This window comes from Acinetobacter sp. AS167, assembly GCF_037152175.1.
In the GTDB taxonomy this organism is placed as follows: Bacteria; Pseudomonadota; Gammaproteobacteria; order Pseudomonadales; family Moraxellaceae; genus Acinetobacter.
This window is the reverse complement of sequence record NZ_JBBCMP010000002.1, coordinates 364,242-390,712: the sequence shown is the minus strand read 5'-3', so window position 1 is coordinate 390,712 and position 26,471 is coordinate 364,242. Positions and strand designations below refer to the sequence as shown.

The window sequence follows — 26,471 nt, the reverse complement described above, 5'->3', positions numbered from 1 at the left end:
ATATGCGTACATATTTTTCTCAATTCATTCTTCATTCTTCTGTTTTTGCGTTCAGTACACTTACCGCCTCAATCACTTTGGCAAATGAACAAAGGCCTGTATCAGAAAAAGAGGATGTCGTGACATTGCAATCAGTTGTTGTAACGGGTTCTCGGCGAGCTATCAATAGTGCTTTAGAGGCTCCTGCTCCAGTAGACATTGTGACAGCCAAAGAACTACAAGAAACAGGGGCAGGTGATCTTGCAGCTGCATTAACACGCTTATCGCCGTCAGTGAGTTTACCAACATCACCTGCGGGTGGTTTCGGTGCATCGGTGCCGCCGAGTATTGCATTGCGAGGTTTATCTGCAGATCAAACCTTAATTTTGATCAATGGTAAACGTCGCCATACAGCGGCTTACTTCACTCGACAAGCGTATGCTGGGGGGAGAGGTGCTGCGGTAACAGATTTAAGCCTAATCCCGATTAGTGCCATTGAACGTATAGAGATTTTACGAGATGGTGCCGCAGCTCAATATGGTTCTGACGCGATCGCGGGCGTGGTTAACATTATATTGAAATCACGTGATCATGGTGGTGGCGTGAGTTATCAAACTGGAGGCTATACACAAGGGGATGGTGAACAGCATAAAATCAATCTTTGGAAAGGCTTTGAATTACCCAATGATGGTGCTTTAACTGTTGCCGTAGATTTAGGAAAGCGTGAAGCTGCAAGTAATACTGCACCAGATACGCGAACATTTTATGATGGTTCAACCCAAGCCCAATATACCGAGCAGAACACACCATTTAGAACTTGGAAATTTGGTTCTCCTGAACAAAAAGACCAAATCAATATCACTGCGAATTTAGATTTACCTTTAACTGATGAAATTGCCTTGTATGGTTTTAGTAGTTATGGGCATCGTAAGACCATCGGGGAAAATTTTTATGAACCTCCAACCACCAAAACAGTACTGAATCAATCCATTTATTTTAAGCAACGTTATCCTGATGGACGCTCACCTTTGAGCTTAGTCAGTGTGGATGATTTTGCGACCACGTTTGGGGTTAAACAAGGCAACCAGACTTCAGGAAAATATGACCTGTATGCCACTTATGGACAAAACAAAGTCAGCACTGAACAAGGCAATGGCATTAACCCAAGTTATGGTGCAGATTCACCCTCTCATTATGATTTAGGGGAAAACATTTTTGCCCAACTCAATACAGGACTGGACTATAGTCGTGATTTTGCAATTGATGGTTTAGCCAGTCCATTGACTGTTTCGACGGGAGCGCTATACCGTTGGGAACAATATAAACAAAATGCAGGCGACCCCATTGCTTATACCCGTGGACCCTATTTTAATCCAAGTACGGCTTTAGGTACGGGTATCCCAGGTATATACGCGGGTATTACAGATCAAGACCAACGCAAAATTAGTCGAGATGTGTACGGCATTTATTTGGATCTCGAAGCCGATATTGTAAAAGATTTAAATGTTGGTGCTGCTATTCGAACAGAAAAATATTCAGACTTTGGTTCGACAACCAACGGCAAACTCTTTGCCAAATATGATATCTCTCCGCAGTTGACCCTTCGTGGATCTGTCAATACAGGTTATCGCGCACCGTCATTAGCCCAGCAAGGATACTCCGCTTATAGTGTACAAACGGTGCAAACTCCGACAGGTTGGCAAGATGTACAGCAAAGGACTTTAGTTGCGGGAAGTGAAGCGGCTTTACTGATTGGTGGAACTTCACTTAAGCCTGAGAAATCCACCAATTATTCTTTAGGTTTGGTACTCAAACCATTTATCAATACCTCTGCAACTTTAGATCTTTATCAAATCGATATTCGAAATCGTATTTTACTTTCTGACAATATTACTGGCAGCGTGATTAATAATGCTTTTGCAAATACGCCGTATGTAAATATTGCCAATGTGGCGTTTTTTAATAATTTATTAGATACGCAAACACGTGGTTTGGAGTTCGCATTAAAACATGATCTTGATCTTGAACAATATGGCAAGTTAAAGCTGAATTTAGGTTTGGCTTATCATAAAAATAAAATCACTGACAGCCGAGACTCAATCACTGCAAAAGGTGAGCGAATTCCAGTCTCTAGTATTGCTGGTCGAAATACCCAAAGCCTAATTGAATCTACAGCGCCAAAAACCAAATTAGCATTGGGTGCACTTTGGTCAAATCAAGTGTGGAGTATCAATGCCGCAGTCCGTCGTTATGATAAATGGACCACCTTAAATAATACCAATACTTCATTGGATCAGACCTTTGATCCGCAATGGATTGCTGATTTGGACTTTGGCTACAAAGCAGATGCGTGGGTAAAGGGGCTAAAATTCAATCTGGGCGCAAATAATTTATTTAACAGTTACCCAGACAAAGCCAAAGACTCATCTGTAGGGAACATCGTCAAATACAGTTTTAATGCGCCAGAAGGTGCCTTTGGAACGTATTTATATGGCCGTGTAAGTTACGACTTTTAAATTAAAAAATAAATTTTTAAAACAGTTTTTAAATAGGTTTCAAGGTCATGAAAATGCAAAATACTTTTATATCTAATGTGGTTAAATCCGTTTTTGTCGCAAGCATACTCACGTCTGCTGGAATGGCAAATGCCCAGCAAGCCCCACAGCCTGAAGATCGTTATGGGGATGGACGTGTTTCAGCATTTTATACATGGAAAGCTGCGATTCCAGAACAAGCTGGAAAACTCTTAAAGACAGAGGACATCAGCAACCCTTATATCCGTTTGGACAATGATAGTACGGCCATTCGTATTTTATATAGTTCAACAAGTGGAAGGGATAGTAAGACCCCCATTGTGGTTTCTGGGACAGTACATCTTCCTAAAGGTACGCCACCGAAAGAAGGTTGGCCTGTTGTGTTATGGGCACATGGTACGGTTGGTCTAGCAGATGCCTGCGCACCTTCTTGGAATGGACGATCTTATCGAGATGTACAATATTTAAACCGATGGTTAAAAGAAGGATTCGCTGTAGTAGCAACTGACTATGAAGGACTTGGTGTGGCTGGCCCGCACTTGCTGATCAATAATCCAATGCTTGCTTATAGTATTTTAGACAGCGGTCGAGCTGCGCTTAAAACGAAATTACCTCTAGCAAATCGTTTTGTTATTGTGGGGCAATCTCAAGGTGGGGCAGGGGCTGTTTCAGCTTCAGCTTATTCAGCAACCTATGCACCAGAGTTAAATATTAAAGGATCTATTGGCACAGGGGTGATTTATCAGGACCCCGAGGCAACAGCTGAAAAGAATCAGTTAAAGTTAAATCCTTATGAAGTCAGTCCATCCCTAGCATATGGTATTTATAGTTTTCTAGTGACGCAAAGCTTATTTCCTGAAATCAAAACTGAAGATATTTTTACCGCTGAAGCAGTGCCTTTGGTGGAACAAGCAAGAAATGCCTGTTTGACCAGTTTTATGGGAGATATTCAAACAGCAGGACTTTCACCTGCGCAAGCCTATAAGGTGAATCCACCATCGATCTATAAAAAATTACAGGAAAAACAATCCAATGATTATGGCTATTACCCGACCTTAAAAATCAATCATCCATTATTTATTGGCACTGGGGCAAATGATCGTACACCAGATGCACGTAATCAAATGAAGTTGGTGGCGGATGCATGTAAGGCAGGTACAGTCGTTGAAGGGCATTTGTATCATGGATTGGGACATAGTGAGACAGTGAATGCTTCCCTACAAGATTCTATTCCATTTGCCAAAAAGGTGATTGCAGGGGAGAAGATTCAGTCCATTTGCAAACCAGATTTACAATAGAAAATCAGAAGAAAATAACCATCCCTCATAATGATGCTCATGGTTATGACAAGACCTTAAATTAGCAAGCAAGAAAAAACCGCTCATTCAATCCGATTAAATGAGCGGTTTTTATTTAGCTTGAGGACTTAGGCAATCTGTTTGTTTCGCTTGGCCGCCTTATCTCGTACCGCAGGAATAATATAACGACCATAGTCCACAGTATCGTAAATTGGATCATAACCACGATTTAAAAAGGTGGTGACGCCCAGATCTACATAATCAAGTAATGCGGCAATAATCGTATCAGGCGTTCCGACAAGGGCGGTGGTATCACCATAGGCCCCAACTGCGCTTGCAGTTGGCATCCATAAGGCTCGGTCATGGCGATCACCTTGTTGTGCTGCTGCCAGTAACCGTTGTGAACCTACGCCTTTAATTTTATGTCCCGAAAGTGAGCCATTATTTTGGAACGTTGGATTTTGCTGAATATCAGCTAAAATTTGTTGTGCTCGTTGCCATGCGAGTTGTTCTGTTGGCCCAATAATAAGACGTACTGATAAACTGACCTGCGGCTGGGGTTTATTGGCTGCTTCTGCTGCCTTTTTAAGTTTATTTATCTGCTCTTTCACGCCCGCTAAAGGCTCACCCCAAAGAGAATAAAGATCTGCATGACGCACTGCGATATCGTAGGCAATATCCGAAGAACCACCGAATGAAATCGGAATAGAAGTTCCATTGACCGGTTTTAAAGGGCAGAAAGCATTTTCCAGTTTAAAGTATTTGCCTTCATAGTGAATCGGTTGCTCACTTTTCCAAAGCTTTTGGATGATATCTAGATATTCACCCGTGCGTTCATAACGTTGAATTTTATCAACAATATCATCACCTTCTTGCGGTTCAGCAGTAATTCCCGTAATGGCATGTAAACGAATGCGTCCTCCGCCAGTGGTATGGTCCAGTGTGGCAAAGGAACGTGCAGCCAGATTAGGCGTCATCAGCGCAGGGCGATGTGCAATCATAAATCCAAGTCGTTCAGTCTGTTGTGCCAGATAAGCTGCGATTTGGGTACTATCAGGGCTACTTGGTCCATTGGCGATTAAAACTTTATCAAAGCCTGCATATTCATGTGCACGAGCATGATAACGTAAATATTCGAGATCAATTTTATGACCAATTCGGGTTCCTTTGGTTTCAGACCATTGATTTGGAAAAACCATACCCACAAACTCTATGCTCATCATTTAACCTATGCTGTAAATTTTAAATAAAAGAGCAAAATAGATGCCAAATAGTGAGGGGAGATAAAATATATAATTTTTTCAAAAATATTATTGTAAGCTGTTTATATATGATCAATTGACAGACATATTGTTTAAAAAGCAACATTGCATAAAAATAGAAATATATTGATTATAAATGCATAAGCAAAAACGCCTATTAAATCATTCAATATATAAATTTAGGATTAAATATCTGTAATTATTATTTATCAGCTTTGTAATAGAATTGTACTATTCTATTTTAATATCCTCCTCAGCTATTTAAAGGGTTAATTATGAAATCCTATTTGGATAATGATTATAAAGTAATTACCTTGCCTGATAATGGTGTGCCAATTAAGCCAATAAGAGCAAAAGCGATTATATTTTCTGATCAAAACTCTCGTAAGCTATTAAGCCAAGTTGAAACCATTGCACCAAGTTCTGCCAGTGTGATCATCCAAGGTGAATCAGGTACAGGTAAAGAATTAATCGCACGTGAAATTCATTTGAAAAGTGATCGCCAAAATAAGCCGTTTCTTGCTGTCAATTGTGGTGCTTTAGTTGAAACACTTGCAGAATCTGAATTGTTTGGTTATGAAGCAGGTGCATTTACGGGTGCGCATAAGACACGCCCTGGTATTTTTGAAACAGCCGACGGCGGAACTTTGTTCTTGGATGAAGTGGGTGAGTTGCCGTTGTCTTTGCAAGTAAAACTGTTACGTGTATTGCAAGAAAAGGAAGTTGTTCGGGTCGGTGGACGTAAACCGATCCCGATTAATGTACGCATCTTGTCTGGTACACATGTTGATTTGCGTAAAGCTGTCGCGGAAAATAAATTCCGTTTAGATTTATACTATCGCCTAAATGTGGTTGTGCTAAATATTTTACCATTGCGAGAGCGTAAGGGTGACATTTTGCCTTTGGTGGATTTTTTCTTAAACTCCTATTCGCAAAAGATGATTACGCCGAAACCCAACATCAGTGATCGCGCCAGAAATGCGCTGCTCAACTATAGTTGGCCGGGAAATATCCGTGAGCTTGAAAATAATATCCATTATGCACTGCTTATCAGTGGTGGCAAAACCATTGATATTGAACATTTAAGGTTTTCAGAGGAGGGTGGCTCAAGCGTTTTACCAGATAATGATTTGATTCAAGAGTTTGAGGATGTACTCAAGCGTTTATTTCAAGAATATGATGGTGAAGCATGGCACATCATTGAAGATAAAATCGTCAATACCGCTTTTTCAAGTTGCTGGAATAATCAGGTTAAGACTGCAAAAATGTTAGGACTGTCGCGCAATGTTTTACGTAATTTGTTATCAAGATATAATTTATTACCAAATAAAAATGAAATTGTTTAATTGGGCTGTGCAATAGAAACATCCATTTTACCCATGGATGTTTTATTTTGGGCTGGTCATTTTTGTGATCCATAAACCCAGTTCAAACAAAAGCCACATTGGTACTGCCAGTGCAAGCATGCTAAAAATATCAGGGGGTGTAATAAACATTGCGATAAAGAAAAACAAAACAATGATGTGTTTACGGTAATGTTCCAATTGTTGAATAGAAAGAATACCAATAAAAATAAGAATATAGGTGAGTACAGGGATTTGAAAGGCGATACCAAAAGCCAGAAAAAGCTTGAGACAGAAATCAAGATAACTGTTGATATCAGTCATCGGTAAAACATTATCTGGTGAAGCTAAGACAAAGAAGTTTAACGCCAAAGGCAGAATCAAATAATAGGCAAATAATAGGCCAAGATAAAATAAACCGATGCTGGAGAGTACAAGCGCCACGCCAAATTTTCTTTCACTTTGATATAGAGCAGGTGCAATAAAGCGCCAGAATTGATAAAGAATAAAGGGAATCGCCAATAAAATTGCAAAATAAATATTGAGTTTAAAGGGCGCTAAAAATGTACTCATCACATCTGTAGCTATCATGGTTGAATTTTTAGGCAATCGGGATATTAAGGGTTGAGCCAAAAAATGATAATTGTGTTGTGCAAGGGGCAATAATAGTAAAAAAATAGTTAAGACTGTAGCAATGCTATAGATCAAACGCTTTCTAAGCTCTTTTAAATGTTCGCTATATTTCATTTCAGTGAGTGTTTCACTGAGTATTTGTTCGGTCATGCAGCTTGATCCTCACGCAAGATATTGGATGATGTTGTGTAAATTAAAAAGGGTACTTTTAATTCACGCGCAGAGATTTGATAAACATAATCATGTGTGGGATAAGGGGGCGCTTGATGTGCTATAGCAACATCGCTATGTACACTTTGGATTTCGTGTTGCATTTGTGCAAGCTGCTGTTTGAGCAGCTCTTCGTTTTGTTTTATTTTGAGCAGCTCTTCTTGCATGATCCTTTTTAGTTCAAGCAATTCCAGTTCATTTTCTAACTCTAGCTGGATTTTGTTAAGATTATTTTTAAGGGCTCTATATTTAAGTAATCCCACCCTTAATGTTTGAGGGAGCTTTTCAGGTCCCAATATAATCAGTGCAATAACAGCAAAAGCCAAGAGTTCACCAAAACTGATATTGAACATAATGATTTAGTACTCACCGGTTAGTGTTTTTTTCTTTATTTAAATCGAGATGATGGATTTCTTTAGGCTGATTTGTTTCAGACAGTTTTTGATCATCAGAATGAACCGAGTCTTTAAAATCTTTAATTGCACCACCTAAATCCTTACCTAAGTTTTTAAGTTTTGATGTACCAAATAATAAAATAACGATCACGGCAAATAATAATATATGCCAAATTGATAAACCCATTTCATATTTCCTTAATAATTTAAAACTTGTTGATATAAATATCATGCTTGAATATATTTTCTAAATAATATTTATATCGATGAATATTCGATTTCATTATGCGCTATGGTCCAGCATATTGAGTGCTTGATTACGATAGTTAAATAATAATTCGCTGTCTTTATGTCTTGGATGGATCAAAGGAACTTGAATGATTTCTTTAATTTTTCCTGGTCGAGCAGACATTACGATCACGCGATCACCCAGATAAACTGCTTCTTCTATATCATGTGTAACTAGAATCATGGTGATCTTTTGATCTTGCCAAATACGTTGTAATTCAGTTTGCAGATGGCTACGTGTAATTGCATCTAAAGCACCAAAGGGTTCATCTAAAAGTAAAATATCAGGCTGATTAACCAAGCCTCGTGCAATCGCTACCCGCTGCGCCATACCCCCCGATAGCTCATGTGGATAAGCATTTTCAAAACCTTTTAAACCCACCATTGTAAGATGTTCTGCCACACGGGCATTTTTTTCGGCACGGCTTAAGTCGGTTTCTTCGAGCGCTAAATGAATATTTTCGGAAACACTGAGCCAAGGCAATAGACGGTGCTCCTGAAAAATTAAACCTCGTTTTAAATCTGTCCCTTGTATTGGTGTTTGATTCAGTAAAATCTCACCTTGATAGTCTTTATCTAATCCTGCAATTAAGCGCAACAAGGTCGATTTACCACAGCCACTGCTTCCGACAATAGAAATAAATTCTCCTTGTTGAATATCGAGATGAATACCATCTAATACGGTGAAAGTGTGTTGGTCTCGATAAAATGATTTATTGAGTTTTTTAATCGAGAGTAAGGAAAAGCTCATATCAATATCCTGAGAAGATGGGTGATTCAGTTAAACACGCCATTGCAGTAGTCGTTTAGAAATCAAGTGAATGCAAAGCGTCATGCCAATACCGCTGAGGGTGACCGTGATTGCACACACCAACAAAATATCCATTTCGGCATTGATTTCAGCTTTCATCATTAAATTGCCTAAGCCTGCACCAGCATTGAATAACAGCTCACTGGCAGTTGTGGTAATCCATGTAAAAGGCACCGCTAAATTCAACCCTGTTAAAATATATGGGAGAGCTTGAGGGAAACGGATTTTTTTAAATTCCTGCCAAAAAGATAATTTGTAAATACGAGCGACTTCACTGTATTTCTGATCATAATGACTTAGCCCTTGAAAGCTGTTAATCACCATCGGGAAAAAAGAAGCAAGCGCAATAATAAAGATTTTTGCCTGCTCACCATTGCCAAACCACAGTGCAATCAATGGGGTTAAACCAAGTAAGGGTACTTGGCGAATGCTATTAAATAATGGTGAAACCAAGGCATTTAAAATTTTTGAATAGGCAAGTAAGGCACCGAGTAGTAGCCCTGTTGTCGAGCCAAGTAAAAACCCCAGTCCAGCTTTTTTAAGACTTCCCCATGTGTTTAACCATAATTCACCTGTTTCAAGCAGCTGAATAAAAGCAAAATACACCTTCTGTAAAGGCACAAATGCATAGGCATGACTGGCGCCTAAACTTGAATTGTATTGCCATAAAGCCAGTAAAAGGAGCGGGAGCAGCAGACCTTTGATCAAGATCAGTGGTTGCGCAAAAGCACTTTTTAAGTTCAGTGGATGCTGTGACATTATTTCCCCCTTGAACTCAATGCAGGTGATACAAGATATTGTTCGAGCTGACGTAAAGTTTTATCTAAAGCAAAACCAATGATTCCTGTAATAAAAACTCCGACCATGACAACGTCTAAACGTAACATTTGTCGTCCGAGCTCCATCATTTGACCAATGCCAGTGCCTGCAGCAAGTAATTCAACGGCCACCAAAATCAACCAGGCACGACCTAGAGCAATCCGCAGTCCACCGATTAATGGTGGGAGGATGCAAGGGATGATGATGTATCTCAACCATGCTGGAGTTTTTAGTTTGTAGATCTGGCCCAATTCAATATATTTTTTAGGAATATTTCTAACAGCATCCGCTGTTGTGAGTGCGATTGGAAAAAAACAGGCTTTAATAATCAGTAAAATTTTAAATAGTTCACCAATGCCAAAAACCAAAATAAAAATAGGAATAAGCACAAAGATTGGAATTTGATAAAGGATATTGAACAAAATATAGGTGTAATTTCGGAAAGAGCTGAGAGATGCATAGGCAATGCCAAACAAAATCGCACAGGTGGCCGCAATTGAAAAACCCATCAGCAGTCGAGAAAGGCTATCTTTTAAATGCAGTTGGAGTTCACCACTTTGCAACAAGGCAAGAAATGTCTGCCATACCGTTATAGGTGGTACTAAAATTTGGGTTGGAAAAATCTGTAAATAGCTAATCAATTGCCAAACCAGTAACGCCAAGATGGGTGAAAGGAATGAGAGCAAGCGATAGACCTGCTCAGAAGACAATCGCCTCCATAATGGTGCTTTGATCGCCACGATTTTTTTTTCGATAAGCGGATTTACGAGGATTTTCATAACCTAGTTTCCTTGCTTATGTTGAATATCAAGTGGTTGTAAATTTTGAATGGCTTGACTGGTAAACTGAGCATTGAGCAACTCTTCAGCTTTGATTGGCGTTTGAATCAATTGGTTTTTTACAGCATGGTCGATGACTTTTGCATAATGCTGTTTAAGAAAATCCACTTGGTACTCAGGTGACCAATCTTGTTGCCAGTTACTGCTGGTATTTTGACTTTCGCGTTGAATCACACTTAGAGGCTGACCAAATTTGGTTTGGCTTTGTTGGAATTCATCTTGATGCTGTGAAATCCACTGCATTGCCCGTACTGTCGCATCAGCAAGCAGTTGGGTTGTGTCTGGATGTTGATCCAGATAAGTCTTGCGTCCCCATAGTTCAGCACGCATTTTCCAGTCAGCGGGTAGACTTTGCGATGACCAAATAATTTTGCCAAGATGGCGATCTTGTAAAGTGAGCGCATCACTTAAGGTAAAAAATGCATCGACGCTTTTAGCGGATAAAGCAGCAGCTCCCGCCTGTGGATTGAGATTGATGATTTGAAAATCTTTAAGCTTTAAACCTTTGCTCTGTATCAATTGAGCAAAATTAATTTCCCAAGGACGACCACGATGTAAGGCAATCTTTTTACCTTTGAGGTCCTCAATGGTTTTGATGGGTGAATCCGCTGGAACCACCAAATAAACATTATTACCGACTCCGCCAGGGACGACAATTTGTGTTCTAACACCAGTGGCATTGAGTACTACCGCAGGAAGATTGCCATAAAAAGCAAAATCAATTTTATTGTTGATAAAGCTTTCATTGACTAAGGTGGCCACAGCCGCAGTGGTTACAGGTTCCCACTTTAATTCAATATTTTTCTGCTTTAATGCTTTTAGAAAAATGGGGTCCTGTGCAATAAGTTGTGGTACACCAATAAAGTCCAGACCGCCAGAAGTTCCATTGGCCACAACCGCAATACGAAGCTGTTGTTGACTGGTTTTACTTTGGTTTGGATCTTCGGTTTTTTGTACGCCACAAGCAACCAATCCTAAAAGACTAAAACTTAAAAAAAGACCAGAAAAAATACGCATATCATCATAAAAATCTAGAAATATAAGGGGGATAGAGCAAGAACCAAGCCAAAATAATTATTTTATATAAATCAGTTTGTTATGTTTTTATGATTGGTGCTATTTGAATGGATTAAACAGGTTATGTTGTGAAACCGACAGTATTGGATGGATAAGTGTTGAAATTTCAACACCATGTTTAGCTGGGTTTTTATAATATTTAGATAAAACAACAATATAGATGAATTCAATATTGCATAAAAAACGGCATGGTTTCTGCTCATGAGTTGTATCACTCACGATAGCGTGTAAAACCTTTAAATTATTGAGAAGTATTATGTCTGTTGAATTTTTATGGAGAATCCCTGTACATGGGGATGGTCGTCGAGCACATCAGTTACATACACGAGGTGAATGGAACCAGTTGGGCCCAGCAGTACAATCCCCTCAACGTGTGGCACCTCAACATCAAGATGAATTGTTTGCCTACTATGATTATGTACAACAGGTAGCAAAAGCCGCAGATATCGTGGGTTTTCACGGCGCATTGATTCCTGCTTTTCCACATACTGAAGAACCGTGGGTGCTGGCATCGGCATTGGCAAGAGAAACCAAAAGACTCCGACTATTGATTGCGATTCAACCTTGGTTTATTCATCCTGCATACGCAAGCCAAATGGCAGCAAGTTTGCAACGTCTCAGTCAGGGACGGGTCGAATGGAACGTGATTTCAGGTGGCGGTGGGGCACAGCAACGTGCCTATGGTGATTTTATTGAACATGATCAGCGCTATGCGCGAACCAATGAATTTTTAGAGTTTGTAAAAGGGTATTCGCATCAGGCACCTTTTGACTATGATGGAAAGTTTTTCCATGTTGAACAAGGTGGTTTGAAATACCCAATGAATCAATATGACGTTCCTCGTTTGTGGTTAGCGGGAGCAAGTCCAGCGGCACTGCAAGTTGCAGGTCAGCATGCCGATATCCATTTAACTTGGGGTGAAACCGTTGAAGAGCAAAAAAAAGTGATTGAACAGGCGCGAACCTTTCTTGCACAAAATACCCCAGACCATAAGGTAAAGTTTGGTATGCGTATTGATATTTTGGCACGCCCCACACAGGAACAAGCATTTCAAGAGCTTAAACAGATGTATGAAACCATTGCTGTTGATGGCAATGCATTTGAACGTAAAGATACTGAGTCGGTTGGTGCAAAACGTCAGCAGGCCTTAGCACAAGGCAATCGTTTTGAAGACTTATTTGTCAGTCCAAATGTTTGGGCAGGTATGTCAAACGTAAGGGGCGGGCCAAACTGTATTTTAGTGGGGAGCTATGAACAAGTAGCAAAACGCTTACAAGAATATATCGACATTGGCGTTGGGCATTTTATTCTCGCCAGTAACCCACATTTGGAAGAAGCATATCGGGTTGCTGAAGAAGTCTTACCCTTGGTTGGATATAAATTAAAATAATAAGTTTAGATCCCTTTGAGATATTAGAGGGATCTTGTTGTTTCAACAGCATAGAACTGTCTTAAAACCAACAGCTTTGTTGAAAAGTCAAAGAGCGTTTTTAATTAAATTTATAAAAATTAGTAGCTTATATTGTTGGCATGACTTGTGCAATTTTCAATACAGTATTTTATTTTTTAGTTTAAATTGCCATGAGTGAACGAATATTTAATCCCCATCAGCGGGCGTTGCTATTTGGGCAATATGCATCTGCTTCAACTGCAACTGGCATATCAGACCCATTTACACGACATCATTTGGATGTGAGTCAATCACCTCCAGCAAAATTGAATAAATTGTGGATCGCGATCATTGCGGTTGCTGCAGCACATTTGGGTATTTGGTATATCGCAAAACAATTACCGACACCAGCTTTGGACATTGCAAAGCCAGAACCCGTGGTGATTGAAATTGTCAAACCAGTGGAACCACCTAAAGTCATTGAACCTAAAATTCCACCAGTGACGCAAAAACCCAAAATTCCGCCTGTGGTCGAAAAACCAAAACCGATTGCGAAACCTATTGAACAGCCGAAACCTGTTCAAAAAACTGTGGAGCAAGCCAAACCGATTGTAAAACCCATTGCGCAAGACACAGTTCAAAAAACTGAGGAACCTGTTGTAAGCAAAAAACTGAGCGCTGAACCTGCTCCAAAAACAGCAGAACCAGTGAAGCCTGCTGATGACAATTTACCTGTGACAGAAGCCAAGGGGTATGCAGGTTATCTAAGCAACCCTGCAGCAGAGTACCCTGAACAGGCCTTAGAACGTGGTTGGGAAGGCTCGGTGATTTTAAGGGTCAAAGTATTGCCAAACGGTAGCCCAGATAGCGTAACGGTTAAACAAAGTAGCGGCAAAAAACTTTTAGACAGCGCGGCTGTAAGAACAGTAAAGCAATGGAAATTTTCACCGGCCTTAAAAGGTAAAACACCTGTCGAAGGTTGGGTTGATGTTCCAATTCATTATCAATTACCGAAATAAACTATTTTAAATTAAGAGGATATCTACATGACAGACATAAATTCATTAATCCATGACGGCACAATCTGGTTATTGGTTGCTTTCTCCATCGTCACATGGGTGTTGATCGTGGTTAAAGTGGTACAGACACAGAAAGCCAGCAAGCAAAGTAAGGTTTTTGTCGAAGCCTTTTGGAAAGCCAAAAATTTGCCTGAGGCAGTGACTCAATCACAACAAGGTGAAGGCCCTACAGCCCGTGTTGCAAATGCAGGTTTTCAAACCTTGATTGAGGCAGATGAAAAGACTCATCAAGATTTGCAAAACAGTTGGAGTCGTCAGGATTTATTAGAGCGTCATTTACGCAAGCAAATTTTAACTGAACGTCGTCAATTGGAAAAAGGTTCTGCATTATTGGCTTCGATTGGTAATAACGCACCGTTCATTGGACTATTTGGAACCGTGTTTGGGATTATTCATGCTTTACAGGCCATTGCACATTCAGGTAATGCAAGTATGGATGTGGTTGCAGGGCCAATTGGTGAGGCCTTGATTGCTACAGGTATTGGTATTGCTGTGGCGGTACCCGCTGTGTTGGCTTACAACTATTTCATACGTAAAGTTAAAACCATCGGTGCAGACCTCGATGATTTTGCTACTGATTTTGTCAGTTTAAATCAAAAAGCAGGTTTTCAATTACCTGTCGCTAAGCCAAAAAATACCACTGGAAATACTGTAGTCAATCATGATGCATCCAGTAAAGAAGTCAAAGAAAAAGGAGTGTTTGCATAATGGCCGTTTCAACCTCCCAAGAAGATGATGTGGTGAGTGAAATTAACATTACGCCATTGGTTGATGTAATGCTGGTTTTACTCATCGTGTTTATCGTTACAGCACCCCTGTTAACCAATACCGTGAAAGTAAATTTACCCAAGGCTGCACCGACGCAGTCAACGGATCAGAATAAAGCGGTTGTCATTAGTGTTAATCCGCAAGGAGAAATCTTCCTTGACAAGGATAAAGTAACTTTGGCAAGTTTTGAAAAAGAGATTCAGTCACGTAAAAACAGTAACCCTAAATTGGCTTTGAATTTAAATGCCGATGAGACCATTCCTTATGGAACAGTTGCAAAATTACTTGCCAGTATTGAGCGAGTAGGGGTAGAAAAATTATCCGTGATTACCGTACCCAAGTAGTCTTTGGATGCTGAATGAAATAGCTGCTACGGCAGCTTTTTTAGTGCCTAAAGATATGAGTAGTTAAAATAAAAACAGCGTTCAAATTTTGTTGCTTTGTATAAGCATGATTTATATAAGCCTGATTTTTATAAACTGAATATGTACAAAATGAATGTGTTATTCACGATTTTGATCAGCAACATTAAGGTCGTTGTGTTGGGTAGCAATAGTCGGGATGCATCATCAGAGCCCCATACTGGATTGACTTTTCGTCCTTGAAAAGTCAGAAGATCGCTGACTACAGCAGATGCTTGCTGGTGTTAAGGCTCTGCAAATTTTATTTTAGGCTTGATCGGTCCATAATTTCTCAAAACGCCACGTTGGGAAAATAGTGTGTTCTGCCGCTAATCCTCCGATCTGTTTCGATGCAGCATCTATGCTATGGCTAAAACCCCAAATCAGCATTCCACCGCGTTCATGTTGAATTTTTTGTGCCTGAGCCAAATACACTTTACGCTTGGCTAAATCGGGTTCAGCCAGTGCTTTATAAAACAGCTCACTATATTCTGGGTCTTTAAAGTTGACACGATTGGTTGTTGAAATTGGCGCATCATTCACTACAGCAGTGGATAAATAGGGTGTACCCACGTTGGTTGCATTACTGGAGAATTGCCATTTACTTCGATCAGGTCCATTAAAGGTAGCTAAATCAACTTGTTTGACCCGAATACTGACATTGGCTTTCTTTGCTTGTTCTGCAAATATCAGGGCAGGTTGGGCGTTCCCAACGGGGGTAATCAGTTCAACGCTTAAGCCATCTTTAAAGCCCGCTTGAGCCAATAAATTCTTGGCTTCCGTAATGTCTTGTTGACGTTGTGGCAAATTTAGAAATGCTGGATCCTGTGGAGAATATAGATCATTGGCGATGCGTCCCTGACCGTTTAAACCCCGTTGTATCAGCTCTTGACGGTCGGCGATTAAACGAAATGCTTGGCGGACTTTGGGATCATTAAATGGTGCCTGTTGAGTATTAAAGTCAAAACTATTGTGGGTATTGGTTTGAGAACGAACCGTTTGAATATGTTTTGCTTGCTCTAAAATTTTAATGTATTCAGGTGAAATCGCATTTGCAAGATCAATTTGTCCTGCCAATAATGCATTTAGTCGAGAAACTTGATCTTTAAAGTCAATGACTTCAAAACGATCTGCATAAGGCCGATCTGCTTTAAAATAGTTTTCAAACCGAGTAAAGACTGAACGTTGACCGGGGATAAATTCTTTGACTTTATAAGGACCTGCGCCCACAGGGTTATGAATGGGATCAAAATCAGTGGGGACAATACCACCAAAATTGACCCAAGTTTCAGGCAGCGCCACAAAGCCAGCAATTGAACTAATAAAAGGGATGCGTACCGTATATTGATCTAATTTTTGGATACGATCACGATCAATCCATTGCACAAGATTCCGAAAAGGTGAGGCAAGCTTTGGATCTGTTAAACGTTGCAATGAAAAAATGACATCATCTGCGCTGACGGTTTTAGCATGATGAAATTCTAAACCTTTACGCAGTCGTATGGTCCATTCGCTGGCATTATGATTAGGTTCTGCAAATTCAGCCAAAGCAAGACGAGGAAGCATGTTTTCGTCCCATTCCCAGAGCTTATTATAAATCGCAAATCCACGGGTAATCCCACTTCCTGAAGCTGAAAGGTGAGGGTCAAGGCTACCTGATTGTTGTCCACCAATCAGCCCTAATCGAATTGTTCCACCATGCTTAGGGGTACTGGAAAGTGAACTTTGGGAGTCAGCGCTAGGTTGTGGAGATTGTCCACAAGCAGATAAACCACTGATTAAAGAAACGCCACCGAGCGCAGTAAGACTCTGGGTTAAAAATTTTCGACGTGAGAGTAACAAGGTTTCATGTGTCATTAAAAATACTCAGTTAGAACGTATCCAGAGGAGATTGCACAATGAATGCCAATTCTTTTTTATATTTTTCTAATATTTATCAATTAATTATAAGCATTGTGTTTTTTGTCACTGTTGCTTTTTCAGCATTTCTGTTGAAAAAATAAACATGCATAAAAGTTGTATATCAATGAAGGCTATTTAAAATTAATAAAAATCAATGTCTTATATTTGAGTTTTGCCTATTTAAAGATTGGCATAGGCTTTGCGTAACGCAGTGTAAATTTATTTTACTGAGTGTGATATGAAACAGAACTTTCAATTACAGCCACTGGTGATTGCGCTAGGGCTATTTGGGGCAATTTTTCCATGCGCTATTTTTGCTGAAGAAACCTTAGAGCAAGCCAAGGATTCTGATGGTGATGTAATTACCTTAGCTGATGTTGTGGTGACAGGGGCAAATAAAAAAGCCACCATTCTTCCCAAGCGTAAAGTCACTTCGATTTATGGAACGGATAGTTCTGTGCTAGATACCCCACGTGTCGTTTCACAAGTATCAGAACAACAGTTTCGTGAAGATGTTATTCGTAGTGCAGATGATTTGGTTAAGTATGCTCCAAGTATCACCAGAGGAGGTGGGCAAAATGCCAATTTCGCGCCACAAATACGAGGTCAAAACTCCGAAGTTTTTCAAGATAGCCAACGAATATACAGTACCCGACATCCGACCAATTTAAATGCCTATGAAGCTGCTGATATTGTTGCGGGACCAACGGGAGTAATTTTTGCACCGACCTCAGGTTCAGGGGGATATATTAATTATCTCACCAAAAAACCGAATTTTAATAAAGCACAAACTACGATTTCGGGATCAGTGGGTTCAATTTATGCAGGGCAAGGTGCTGAGCCTAATTTCTCAGTCAGTATTGATCATACTGCACCTATTTCTAAAGAATTGGCATTTCGTGTCAGTGCAACAGCACAACGAACAGATGACTATTATGACAATGTAAAAAATAATTTTAATGCATTTTATGGTGCTTTGGCTTGGCGTCCAGATGACAGTCTGCGGGTTGACTGGAATATCAGTTATGACGATTATTCAGATTTTAATGTGACGCATGGTTGGAACAGAGCGACACAACAATCCGTTGATCAAGGGCTTTACTATAAAGGCAGAGCGACCCCGATTATTCAAAACGGTTCAAACTTTTGGTCTCCAGTCTTTGAGTCTGGTGCAGCTCACTCTAAAGTGATTGGTTGGCAAACTCGGCAGAAGAATGACAAAAATCAATATATTGCTGTAGGTCCAGTACAGACTTCTCCTTTGCCAAGTTCTACTGCTGATCAAGCGGGTACAATTCGAGGCTGGGTCTATGATCCATCAATTGCAGGCAATGGCTTAGTCAAATTAGATGATGATGTTTCTGGTCGGAGCGAAGATAAAAACAGTGCAAAGCGCTTTAGTACACAATTTAAACTGGTCAAAGATATCAATGAAAATTGGTCTGTGGCCAATAGTACGCTATATCAAAAGAGTCGTGATTTGGGTGATTCTGTTGGGAGTTTCTTTACCGATTTGGACCATGAATTATTGGATAACCGCTTAGAGTTTTTAGGCGATCATGACTTTGAGCTATTGGGTGTCAAAATCAACAATAAAAGCAGTACAGGTGGCGCTTATCGGCATGAGAAATTTACCTCTCTCGCAGCAAACAATAGTTTTAATATCAATCCTTATGATTTAACCAATGATCCATCACAGAAAAACCCTGGAGATTTATTGGGGTTGGTCAATCATGGTGGTTCGACTGGAAGCTGGATTGGGCAGGCTGGTGTTCCACAGTATTCGCAGTATTTTGGCTATTTAAATCTACCTCGAATGTACCCTGTGGGTCATGGCTTATATGCTGAAAAAGGCGGTTTTCCTCCCAATGGAGGTGGAGCAGTTTATACAGGAACAGGCTTTTGGGACACTTACAGCGTATTTACACAGCAAAATTTTACCTTTAATGATGTTTTTGGGATTAATCTGGGAATTAACCACAGTTCTATAAAAGCAAAATTAGAGAATCCACTGGTTTTAGTCCCTACAGATGTCCGCTCAGATTCCAATAAATACAGTTTACTCAGCTATCAAGCCAGTACCTTTATTAAACCTACTGAAAAAAGTACCCTATATTTTACTTATGATAAAAGTACAGCTTTGAATACGGGTGTATTTGGTCCATTTTTAATTTGGGGCGCTGGAAATCAGCTAAATCCTTTGGCTTTTGACAGCCAAAGTGAATTAAAAGAAGTGGGAGTGAAATACGAGCCGATCACTGATCAACTTCTGTTAACGCTCAGTGGTTTTGAACAGAAGCGCGATTTATCACCTGATACCAATGGCAATATGGCGCGTTTTGAAATTAAAGGCCTTGAATCATCATTACGTTGGCAGCTACAAAAAAATATCGCGATCGGGGCAAACTTAACCTATCTCAATGCTGAATATTCTTCCATTATTCCGGCTGGTTTTTCACCTTTTGGTTTCCATGCAGACAATGCGACGGTATGGGGCGATAGCAATGCTTTAAACCAACGCAAAGCTGGACGTTATGATGCAGCAGGCATTCCTAAATATTCTGCAAGTGCTTATGTGGACTATCAGCACCAGTCAGGTTTTGGGCTAAACTTATCGGGCTGGTGGACAAGTAACTGGTATACCAATTTAAGTCAGACCGTAAAGGTACCCAATAATTATAATTTAGATTTGGGACTTTATTATCGTCAACCGCAGTGGACAGTGGGCTTAAATATTCTTAATTTGACCAATGAGCGTAATTTCGTAAATGGTTTAGCTGGTGCAAATAGCGAGTTTTTACAGCCAATGCGTCCATTGACGGTACAAGGACAATTTAGCTATAAATTCTAAATTAAACAGATTTTTATTTTTGATTGCATTAGCCATACTTTTGTATGGCTTTTTTATAAATTTATTCTTAGTAGATATCATTAAAAATAAAAAACAGCAAAATGTTGAAATAACAACAATACGACAATTAAAAATGTCTATCTATCAGCAAAAATAAATAATTTTTTTATGATTTTTTATATAACAATTTGAAAATATTTAAATAAATAGAATGGCACAAAAGTTGCCAATAACAAGAATAGATTTATTTAAATGGAGTCACCATGTTTAAGGTTACAAAAATTAGGCAGAGTATTTTAACTGCTATGTGGGGCGTAACGGCGAGTGTTTCAACACTGGCTATTGCAAATGAAGAGATCGAGACTACACCAGCACAACAAGCACAGGTTGAAAAAGCCAAAGATGTCAAAAAATTAAGTGATGTGATCGTTACTGCACAATATCGGGCGCAAAATATTCAGAAAGTTCCAACTGCAATTACTGCTGTTTCGGGTAAGGACTTGGCAGCGAAAGGTTCTACTTTTATTGGGGATGTTTTAACCTATACACCAAATGCTGCAGCTGAAAACCCAGATGGGGATAGTCGTCCACGTTGGTATATTCGTGGTCTAGGTACGGGAGATGTGGCTGCATCGACAGTATTTCCTGTTGGCGTGTATGCAGATGGGGTTTACTTAAATGCGCCAGTTGCAGGTGCAGGTGACTTGTTTGATTTAGAGCGTATAGAAGTTTTACGTGGTCCACAGGGCACGCTCTATGGGAAAAACACCACTGCGGGTGCAGTCAATTATATTTCTAAAAAGCCTAATTTTTCAGATAAACCCAATGGATATGCAACCATTGGTTTAGGGGATCATAACCTAAGAACATTTGAAGGTGCTGCCAACGGCAAAATTTCAGAAAATGTTGCGGTGCGCGGGGCTTTTTACTCTGAAGACCGTGACGGATATGCAAAGAATATTGCCAATGGTGAAGATTATGGCAACGTGGATAAAAAATCTTTTCGCTTCCAAGTGCTAGGCAAAATCAATGATGAATGGGATGCTTTGGTCAATCTACACAGCCAAACTTATAATGGTTTAGGCAGTAATGGTTCCTTAAGCGTGGGTAAATACTGGGGTATTTATGAAAGACCTAAAGGACGAGACACCAATTTAGATTTAGATGAAAACAATAAGATTCAGCATGATGGCGCGTCATTAACCTTAACTGGAGATTTGGGGGGCGGATATAGCTTTACTTCGATTACTGCTTTTGATAAGACCACACAAAAGTCGATTTCAGATGGTGATTACACCCCTTATGATGTCGCACGAAGCTATAGTGATAATGAATGGCGTCAATATAGCCAAGAGTTCCGTATCGCTTCTGATGCTGAAAAACGCTTAAGTTGGATTGCAGGATTTCATTATTTCAATGAGGATTTAGATTCCACTGGAGTCAGTGCACGTGTCAATAAAACATTGCCAAATGGCGCTGCTTCTCAAACTGCGTCTACGCCAGCATTTAGAGATATAACCTATAACCAAGCCACTCAAAGCTTTGCACTTTTTGGTAACAGTACTTATAAATTTACAGATAAATTTAAAGTGACAGGTGGTTTACGTTGGACCAGTGAAGAAAAAGATATTGATCTCAATCTGACCCAGATCACAACGGGAGACTATACAAAAGGCAGCTGGTGGAAAAAAGATGGCTATAGCAATGCAGTTTATAACCCAACTCCAAATGCAAATGGATCAACAAGTCGCAATAAAACTTGGAATGAGTTGACCTATGACATCACCCCAGAATATGAAATTAATCCTAATTTAAATACTTATTTTAGATTCGCACGCGGTTTCCGCTCAGGTGGATTTAACACAGGTTTATCCAGCAGCTTAACCCAACTTGCCGACGTGAATCCTGAATACTTAAATAGTTATGAACTTGGTTTAAAGTCTACGTTATTGGACGGAGATTTAATCGCAAATGCCAATATCTTTTACTATGACTATAAAGATATTCAAACCAATTTACTGGTTGCAACAGAGGGACAAGGTGGCGGTGTGACCTCGGTTCTCGCCAATGGACCAAAAGCTGAAGTTAAAGGTGCTGAATTAGAGTTAGATTATTCAGTGACTGAAAATCTACGTTTACGTTTTGCTGGTGCTTATCTTGACAGCGAATATACCGATTTCGTCGATAAAAACCCAGTAACCAATGTGGTTAATGCAGATAATACAGGCAACAGTCTAGTCCGTTCGCCAAAATACACCGTCGGTCTGGGGGGAGAATATACCTTTAATCTCAATGACGGTGCTCGTGTTGTTGTAGGTACAGATGCCAGCTACCGTGATCGTGAATTTTTCCTCGTAAACCGTCAAGACTATTCGGTAGATCCAATCTTAAGCCAAAAAGCATATACCTTATGGAATGCCAATGTTGGCTACCATAGTGCTAATAATAAATACCAAATCAATGCCTATGTTAAAAACCTATTGAATGAAGAATATCAAGTACATGGTCGTCCCAATGGACCCGCTGGACAATATGTTCTAACTTATGGAAACCCACGCCAAGTTGGTGTTTCTCTTACTGCTAAATTCTAAGTTATACGGAGAACCTCATGGGAATTGAATTTTTTACCCGTCTACCACTACACGGTGAAGCAGAGTACTTAGCAGGCGATCCAAGGAATCGTGGTGATTGGTCACGTGTGGCGGGTGTAGAGAATACTGGTGCGACATCAAACTACCAAGTTGGTGATGACTTTACCTATATCGACTATCTTAGCCAAGTGGCTCGCGCGGCTGAAATCAACGGTTTTGCAGGTGCGCTGATGGTGAATGCACCTACAGGTGAAGAACCATGGACAGTGTGTTCCTTATTGGCAAGAGAAACCAAACGCTTAAACTTTGTGACTGCATTCCAGCCTTATCATTTTAGTCCTTATAATGCAGTACAAAGTGCAGCAACGTATCAGCGCGCGACTGGGAATCGTTTGGTCTGGAATATTATCAATGGGGGCTCTGAGGTCATTCAGCGCCAAGTTGGAGATGTTACCCCGCACGATGACCGTTATATCCGTGCCACTGAATTTTTAGATGTGGTGAAAGGGTACTGGTATAACGAATCATTCCATTACCAGGGCAAATATTATTCTGCAGAAGGTGGCGGTTTAAAATATCCTTTGAATAAAGCTGAACTACCGATCATTTGTACGGCAGGATCATCTGAAGCTGCCCGTGAGTTTGGTGCAAAGCATGCTGATTATTATTTAATGCGTGCTGAAAAACCCAGTGAAATTGCCGAATTGATTGCAGATGTGCGTAAACGTGCTGCAAGATATGGGCGAGATAATATTAAATTTGGCTTATCCATTGATACGATTGCACGCCGTAGCGAACAAGAAGCTTTGGCAGAGGCACAACGCTATTTGGATGAAGCTGCTGAAAAACAACGCTTACATGCGTCTGCTGCTCATGCAGGTTTGAGATCGGCGCGTGTATTGAGTTTTGAAAAAGAATACAGTGAAAAAGCAGGCAGTAAAAACGTTGATGATTTCTTTATCCATCCCAATGTTTGGTCAGGCTTTGGCTATATTGGCATTCCACCCGGTGTTGCTTTAGTGGGAAGTTATTCGCAGATTATCGAGCGGATTCAAGAATATAATAGTATTGGGATTGATCTGTTTTTCTTGGCGGGCTATCCACATTTAGAAGAAGCTTATCGCCTTGGCGAACATGTTTTACCTTATTTCAAAAAACAGCGTCAGGCATTACAGCGTATTTCTGAAGAGGCAAAATATCGTATCGCCTAACTTCCATTGCAAGATGTTAAAGCCAAGATTTTTAAGCCAGTCTTGGCTTTTTTATATTCATTTTTATACCGATAAAAAATACTGTGGCTTGTCGTTGAAACTTTGAACAGAAAATTTGTAATGGTTTAAATTATGTAACGACATAAAGCCTCAACAATCTTGAATAAAAAATAAAGCTGTTTTCTTTCAATGATAAATACTGATATTTGCGTGTTTTTATTTTTTATAGATTTACATTTCTGCTATCAGAAAATCACCAAAAGCATTGACCTTAAAGTTAACTTTAATCCTAGTATAGAATGACGGTCCATACGAATCGTATCAAACATTGTAATTTATTGACATTAATGAGAACAGCAATAAGTTATTCAAAGTGTAAATCATACACAGGAGAAATTAACATGGCATATGTTACGACAAAAGATGGTGTTGATATTTTTTATAAAGATTGGGGACCGAAAGATGCCCCAGTATTATTTTTTCATCATGGATGGCCATTAAGCTCAGACGACTGGGATTCTCAGTTATTGTTTTTTTTAAATGAAGGTTTTCGTGTAGTTGCACATGATCGTCGCGGACATGGACGTTCAAGTCAAGTATGGGATGGTCATGATATGGACCACTATGCCGATGATGTTGCAGAAGTGGTCAGACACTTGGGTATTAAAAATGCAGTGCATATTGGACATTCTACTGGTGGTGGTGAGGTTGCTCACTACATCGCACGTCATGGTGAGGAAAATGTATCAAAGGCCGTATTGGTCAGTGCTGTACCTCCAATTATGGTGAAAACGGAAAAAAATCCGCAAGGCTTAGCCAAAGAAGTCTTTGATGACTTACAGAATCAGCTCTTTAAAAATCGTGCTCAGTTTTATCATGATCTACCAGCGGGGCCATTCTATGGCTTTAACCGACCAGATGCTCAACCTTCGGAACCCATCGTATTGAATTGGTGGCGTCAGGGCATGATGGGTGGAGCAAAAGCGCATTATGATGGAATTGTTGCATTTTCACAGACTGACTTTACCGAAGATTTGAAAAAAATCTCAGTGCCTGTTTTAGTCATGCATGGAGATGATGATCAAATTGTACCTTATGAAAACTCAGGGGTACTTTCTGCCAAACTGGTTCAAAATGGCCGGTTAAAAACCTATAAAGGATATTCACATGGTATGTTAACCATTAATGCAGATGTGATTAATCCAGATTTGTTGGCGTTTATTCGCGAGTGAACAGTTGTCGTTTGATTTAAAAACAGAATATTAATAGGGGCCTTGCGGCCTCTATTTTTTTGCTATTAAAGCATTGAACCATTTTATTCTGATGTAAGTCTTTAAATAAAATTAGTTCTTAAAATAATAAAAATTAAATGCAAAAAAAGGATTGACATTAAAGTGAGCTTTAATCTTAAAGTAAGTCCATACTCTATGAGGCTATAAAAATGAACGTCTTTGAAAAATTAGTTTTACCTAATGGTACTCAGATTCCAAATCGTATTGCAAAAGCTGCGATGGAAGAGAATATGGCAGATCTCAATCATGCACCATCAGAAGAGCTTATGCGTTTGTATCAGGCATGGGCAGATGGTGGGGTCGGTTTAATCATTACCGGTAATGTGATGGTGGATCGTCGTGCGATGACAGGACCGGGTGGGGTGGTCTTGGAAGATGAACAGCAATTAGCGCACTTCAAACGTTGGGCTCAAATCGCACGTTCTCAAGGCGCGCAAGCATGGTTGCAGATCAACCATCCAGGTCGCCAAATGCAGTCAAATTTAGGTCAGTCAACGTGGGCACCTTCTGCTGTGGCTTTAGATTTAGGTAAAATGTCAGATCGTTTTAATACTCCAATTGAAATGACTCAGGCCATGATTGACGAAGTGATTCAACGTTTTGCCCATACCGCATATTTGGGTGAAAAAGCGGGATTTACCGGTGTAGAAATTCATGCAGCTCATGGCTATCTACTCAGTCAATTCCTTTCGCCTTTAAGCAATCAACGTCAAGATCAATGGGGCGGTTCATTGGAAAATCGTGCGCGTATTTTGATTGAGATCGTCAAAGCAGTACGTGCGGTGGTGTCATCAACATTTACAGTTGCTGTTAAACTGAATTCTGCAGATTTCCAACGTGGTGGTTTTAGTGCTGAAGATGCTCAGCAAGTAGTTAAAATGTTAAATGATCTGTCGGTTGATTTGGTTGAATTGTCAGGGGGGAGTTATGAAGCACCTGCTATGCAAGGCCAAGCCAGAGATGGACGGACTTTGGCACGTGAAGCTTATTTCTTAGAATTTGCTCAAGAGATTGGCAAGGTTGCCCATATGCCGATTATGGTGACTGGTGGTATTCGCCGTAAACCCGTTGCAGAACAAGTCCTTGACAGTGGGATCGATATGGTAGGAATTGCAACAGGCTTGGCAATCGAACCTAACTTACCCAACAAATGGAGACAAGGTCAGAATATCGCACCTGAATTGAAACCGATTCGCTGGGAAAATAAAACATTAGCTTCACTTGCCAATATGGCAACAGTTAAATTCCAGTTACGGAAACTCAGCCATGGGAAAACACCGAATCCTAAAGTTTCACCTTTATGGGCCTTGATATTACAACAAACAGAAACGACATGCCGCACACGTCAGTATAAAAAACGTATGCATCAGTATTCACCTTCAGCTTAAGTACAGTGCTTTGTTTAGATATTGGATTTGATCTGACAGACTGTACTACAGCTGTGGCTCGAAGAGGATTTACCCGATGTTTAGGTATGATCACTCATTAAAAGTAATGA

21 protein-coding genes are annotated in these 26,471 nt (G+C 40.0%); 12 read left to right on the top strand and 9 right to left on the bottom strand.

Annotated elements, in window-relative coordinates:
* The first annotated feature begins 2 nt into the window (after positions 1 to 2).
* Both WFN33_RS05125 and WFN33_RS05120 read left to right on the top strand, forming a co-directional pair.
* Positions 3 to 2,495, top strand: a complete 2,493-nt coding sequence (locus WFN33_RS05125; RefSeq protein ID WP_336951893.1) for a TonB-dependent receptor plug domain-containing protein — start codon at positions 3 to 5, stop codon at positions 2,493 to 2,495.
* Between the two features lie 53 nt (positions 2,496 to 2,548).
* Positions 2,549 to 3,811: a lipase family protein gene (locus WFN33_RS05120; RefSeq protein ID WP_419327115.1), complete on the top strand. Its 1,263-nt coding sequence runs from the start codon at positions 2,549 to 2,551 to the stop codon at positions 3,809 to 3,811.
* A 128-nt stretch (positions 3,812 to 3,939) separates the two neighbouring features.
* Here the strand turns inward: WFN33_RS05120 and WFN33_RS05115 are convergent, their stop codons facing one another.
* Positions 3,940 to 5,031, bottom strand: coding sequence for an LLM class flavin-dependent oxidoreductase (locus WFN33_RS05115; protein WP_336951892.1), 1,092 nt, complete (start codon positions 5,029 to 5,031; stop codon positions 3,940 to 3,942).
* Between the two features lie 317 nt (positions 5,032 to 5,348).
* On the opposite strand from WFN33_RS05115, the gene WFN33_RS05110 reads away from it, so the two are divergent.
* On the top strand, positions 5,349 to 6,419 hold the full coding sequence (locus WFN33_RS05110; protein ID WP_004717502.1) for a sigma-54 interaction domain-containing protein: 1,071 nt from the start codon (positions 5,349 to 5,351) through the stop codon (positions 6,417 to 6,419).
* A gap of 42 nt (positions 6,420 to 6,461) precedes the next feature.
* Here the strand turns inward: WFN33_RS05110 and tatC are convergent, their stop codons facing one another.
* From tatC to WFN33_RS05075, 7 genes are all read right to left on the bottom strand, one after another.
* A complete protein-coding gene (tatC, locus tag WFN33_RS05105) occupies positions 6,462 to 7,199 on the bottom strand; it encodes a twin-arginine translocase subunit TatC (protein WP_004717500.1) in 738 nt (245 codons plus the stop codon).
* Positions 7,196 to 7,612 carry a Sec-independent protein translocase protein TatB gene (tatB, locus tag WFN33_RS05100; protein WP_336951891.1) on the bottom strand — a complete coding sequence of 139 codons (417 nt, stop codon included), beginning with the start codon at positions 7,610 to 7,612 and terminating at the stop codon, positions 7,196 to 7,198. Before tatB ends, tatC begins: the two co-directional genes overlap by 4 nt.
* A gap of 13 nt (positions 7,613 to 7,625) precedes the next feature.
* Complete coding sequence (locus tag WFN33_RS05095; RefSeq protein ID WP_004823388.1) at positions 7,626 to 7,841, bottom strand: Sec-independent protein translocase subunit TatA; 216 nt, start codon at positions 7,839 to 7,841, stop codon at positions 7,626 to 7,628.
* Between the two features lie 96 nt (positions 7,842 to 7,937).
* Positions 7,938 to 8,693 (bottom strand): ABC transporter ATP-binding protein, encoded by a 756-nt coding sequence (locus tag WFN33_RS05090; protein ID WP_336951890.1) that lies wholly within the window; start codon positions 8,691 to 8,693, stop codon positions 7,938 to 7,940.
* Positions 8,694 to 8,723: 30 nt separating this feature from the next.
* Positions 8,724 to 9,512, bottom strand: coding sequence for an ABC transporter permease (locus tag WFN33_RS05085; RefSeq protein WP_004717492.1), 789 nt, complete (start codon positions 9,510 to 9,512; stop codon positions 8,724 to 8,726).
* Entirely contained in the window at positions 9,512 to 10,351 is an 840-nt protein-coding gene (locus tag WFN33_RS05080) for an ABC transporter permease (protein WP_315074354.1), read from the bottom strand. Before WFN33_RS05080 ends, WFN33_RS05085 begins: the two co-directional genes overlap by 1 nt.
* A gap of 3 nt (positions 10,352 to 10,354) precedes the next feature.
* The gene (locus WFN33_RS05075) at positions 10,355 to 11,428 is read right to left on the bottom strand and encodes an ABC transporter substrate-binding protein (RefSeq protein ID WP_336951889.1); all 1,074 of its coding nucleotides are present in this window, start codon (positions 11,426 to 11,428) and stop codon (positions 10,355 to 10,357) included.
* Positions 11,429 to 11,744: 316 nt separating this feature from the next.
* Between WFN33_RS05075 and WFN33_RS05070 the strand changes: the two genes are divergently transcribed.
* The 4 genes from WFN33_RS05070 (at position 11,745) to WFN33_RS05055 (ending at position 15,069) form a co-directional block, all read left to right on the top strand.
* Complete coding sequence (locus WFN33_RS05070; RefSeq protein ID WP_336951888.1) at positions 11,745 to 12,878, top strand: LLM class flavin-dependent oxidoreductase; 1,134 nt, start codon at positions 11,745 to 11,747, stop codon at positions 12,876 to 12,878.
* A gap of 191 nt (positions 12,879 to 13,069) precedes the next feature.
* Positions 13,070 to 13,897, top strand: a complete 828-nt coding sequence (locus WFN33_RS05065; RefSeq protein ID WP_224964047.1) for an energy transducer TonB — start codon at positions 13,070 to 13,072, stop codon at positions 13,895 to 13,897.
* A 27-nt stretch (positions 13,898 to 13,924) separates the two neighbouring features.
* Positions 13,925 to 14,665 carry a MotA/TolQ/ExbB proton channel family protein gene (locus WFN33_RS05060; protein WP_096734860.1) on the top strand — a complete coding sequence of 247 codons (741 nt, stop codon included), beginning with the start codon at positions 13,925 to 13,927 and terminating at the stop codon, positions 14,663 to 14,665.
* Positions 14,665 to 15,069: an ExbD/TolR family protein gene (locus WFN33_RS05055; protein WP_004717481.1), complete on the top strand. Its 405-nt coding sequence runs from the start codon at positions 14,665 to 14,667 to the stop codon at positions 15,067 to 15,069. The genes WFN33_RS05060 and WFN33_RS05055 overlap by 1 nt, the downstream gene beginning before the upstream one ends.
* Positions 15,070 to 15,393: 324 nt before the next feature.
* Here WFN33_RS05055 and WFN33_RS05050 read toward each other — a convergent pair whose 3' ends face one another.
* Positions 15,394 to 16,983 (bottom strand): ABC transporter substrate-binding protein, encoded by a 1,590-nt coding sequence (locus tag WFN33_RS05050; RefSeq protein ID WP_336951886.1) that lies wholly within the window; start codon positions 16,981 to 16,983, stop codon positions 15,394 to 15,396.
* A 283-nt stretch (positions 16,984 to 17,266) separates the two neighbouring features.
* On the opposite strand from WFN33_RS05050, the gene WFN33_RS05045 reads away from it, so the two are divergent.
* The 5 genes from WFN33_RS05045 (at position 17,267) to WFN33_RS05025 (ending at position 26,361) form a co-directional block, all read left to right on the top strand.
* Complete coding sequence (locus WFN33_RS05045) at positions 17,267 to 19,879, top strand: TonB-dependent receptor (protein WP_336951884.1); 2,613 nt, start codon at positions 17,267 to 17,269, stop codon at positions 19,877 to 19,879.
* A gap of 263 nt (positions 19,880 to 20,142) precedes the next feature.
* The gene (locus WFN33_RS05040; RefSeq protein WP_336951883.1) at positions 20,143 to 22,470 is read left to right on the top strand and encodes a TonB-dependent receptor; all 2,328 of its coding nucleotides are present in this window, start codon (positions 20,143 to 20,145) and stop codon (positions 22,468 to 22,470) included.
* Between the two features lie 17 nt (positions 22,471 to 22,487).
* A complete protein-coding gene (locus WFN33_RS05035) occupies positions 22,488 to 23,681 on the top strand; it encodes an LLM class flavin-dependent oxidoreductase (RefSeq protein WP_151956364.1) in 1,194 nt (397 codons plus the stop codon).
* A 401-nt stretch (positions 23,682 to 24,082) separates the two neighbouring features.
* Complete coding sequence (locus tag WFN33_RS05030; protein WP_336951882.1) at positions 24,083 to 24,913, top strand: alpha/beta fold hydrolase; 831 nt, start codon at positions 24,083 to 24,085, stop codon at positions 24,911 to 24,913.
* Positions 24,914 to 25,122: 209 nt separating this feature from the next.
* Positions 25,123 to 26,361 carry an NADH:flavin oxidoreductase/NADH oxidase family protein gene (locus WFN33_RS05025; protein ID WP_336951881.1) on the top strand — a complete coding sequence of 413 codons (1,239 nt, stop codon included), beginning with the start codon at positions 25,123 to 25,125 and terminating at the stop codon, positions 26,359 to 26,361.
* Positions 26,362 to 26,471 lie beyond the last annotated feature (110 nt).

Excerpts from the sequence above, each read along its gene's own strand:
- WFN33_RS05125 (WP_336951893.1), top strand. The coding sequence starts at position 3 with ATGCGTACATATTTTTCTCAATTCATTCTTCATTCTTCTGTTTTTGCG.
- WFN33_RS05120 (WP_419327115.1), top strand. The coding sequence starts at position 2,549 with ATGCAAAATACTTTTATATCTAATGTGGTTAAATCCGTTTTTGTCGCA.
- WFN33_RS05115 (WP_336951892.1), bottom strand. The coding sequence starts at position 5,031 with ATGAGCATAGAGTTTGTGGGTATGGTTTTTCCAAATCAATGGTCTGAA.
- WFN33_RS05110 (WP_004717502.1), top strand. The coding sequence starts at position 5,349 with ATGAAATCCTATTTGGATAATGATTATAAAGTAATTACCTTGCCTGAT.
- tatC (WP_004717500.1), bottom strand. The coding sequence starts at position 7,199 with ATGACCGAACAAATACTCAGTGAAACACTCACTGAAATGAAATATAGC.
- tatB (WP_336951891.1), bottom strand. The coding sequence starts at position 7,612 with ATGTTCAATATCAGTTTTGGTGAACTCTTGGCTTTTGCTGTTATTGCA.
- WFN33_RS05095 (WP_004823388.1), bottom strand. The coding sequence starts at position 7,841 with ATGGGTTTATCAATTTGGCATATATTATTATTTGCCGTGATCGTTATT.
- WFN33_RS05090 (WP_336951890.1), bottom strand. The coding sequence starts at position 8,693 with ATGAGCTTTTCCTTACTCTCGATTAAAAAACTCAATAAATCATTTTAT.
- WFN33_RS05085 (WP_004717492.1), bottom strand. The coding sequence starts at position 9,512 with ATGTCACAGCATCCACTGAACTTAAAAAGTGCTTTTGCGCAACCACTG.
- WFN33_RS05080 (WP_315074354.1), bottom strand. The coding sequence starts at position 10,351 with ATGAAAATCCTCGTAAATCCGCTTATCGAAAAAAAAATCGTGGCGATC.
- WFN33_RS05075 (WP_336951889.1), bottom strand. The coding sequence starts at position 11,428 with ATGCGTATTTTTTCTGGTCTTTTTTTAAGTTTTAGTCTTTTAGGATTG.
- WFN33_RS05070 (WP_336951888.1), top strand. The coding sequence starts at position 11,745 with ATGTCTGTTGAATTTTTATGGAGAATCCCTGTACATGGGGATGGTCGT.
- WFN33_RS05065 (WP_224964047.1), top strand. The coding sequence starts at position 13,070 with ATGAGTGAACGAATATTTAATCCCCATCAGCGGGCGTTGCTATTTGGG.
- WFN33_RS05060 (WP_096734860.1), top strand. The coding sequence starts at position 13,925 with ATGACAGACATAAATTCATTAATCCATGACGGCACAATCTGGTTATTG.
- WFN33_RS05055 (WP_004717481.1), top strand. The coding sequence starts at position 14,665 with ATGGCCGTTTCAACCTCCCAAGAAGATGATGTGGTGAGTGAAATTAAC.
- WFN33_RS05050 (WP_336951886.1), bottom strand. The coding sequence starts at position 16,983 with ATGACACATGAAACCTTGTTACTCTCACGTCGAAAATTTTTAACCCAG.
- WFN33_RS05045 (WP_336951884.1), top strand. The coding sequence starts at position 17,267 with ATGAAACAGAACTTTCAATTACAGCCACTGGTGATTGCGCTAGGGCTA.
- WFN33_RS05040 (WP_336951883.1), top strand. The coding sequence starts at position 20,143 with ATGTTTAAGGTTACAAAAATTAGGCAGAGTATTTTAACTGCTATGTGG.
- WFN33_RS05035 (WP_151956364.1), top strand. The coding sequence starts at position 22,488 with ATGGGAATTGAATTTTTTACCCGTCTACCACTACACGGTGAAGCAGAG.
- WFN33_RS05030 (WP_336951882.1), top strand. The coding sequence starts at position 24,083 with ATGGCATATGTTACGACAAAAGATGGTGTTGATATTTTTTATAAAGAT.
- WFN33_RS05025 (WP_336951881.1), top strand. The coding sequence starts at position 25,123 with ATGAACGTCTTTGAAAAATTAGTTTTACCTAATGGTACTCAGATTCCA.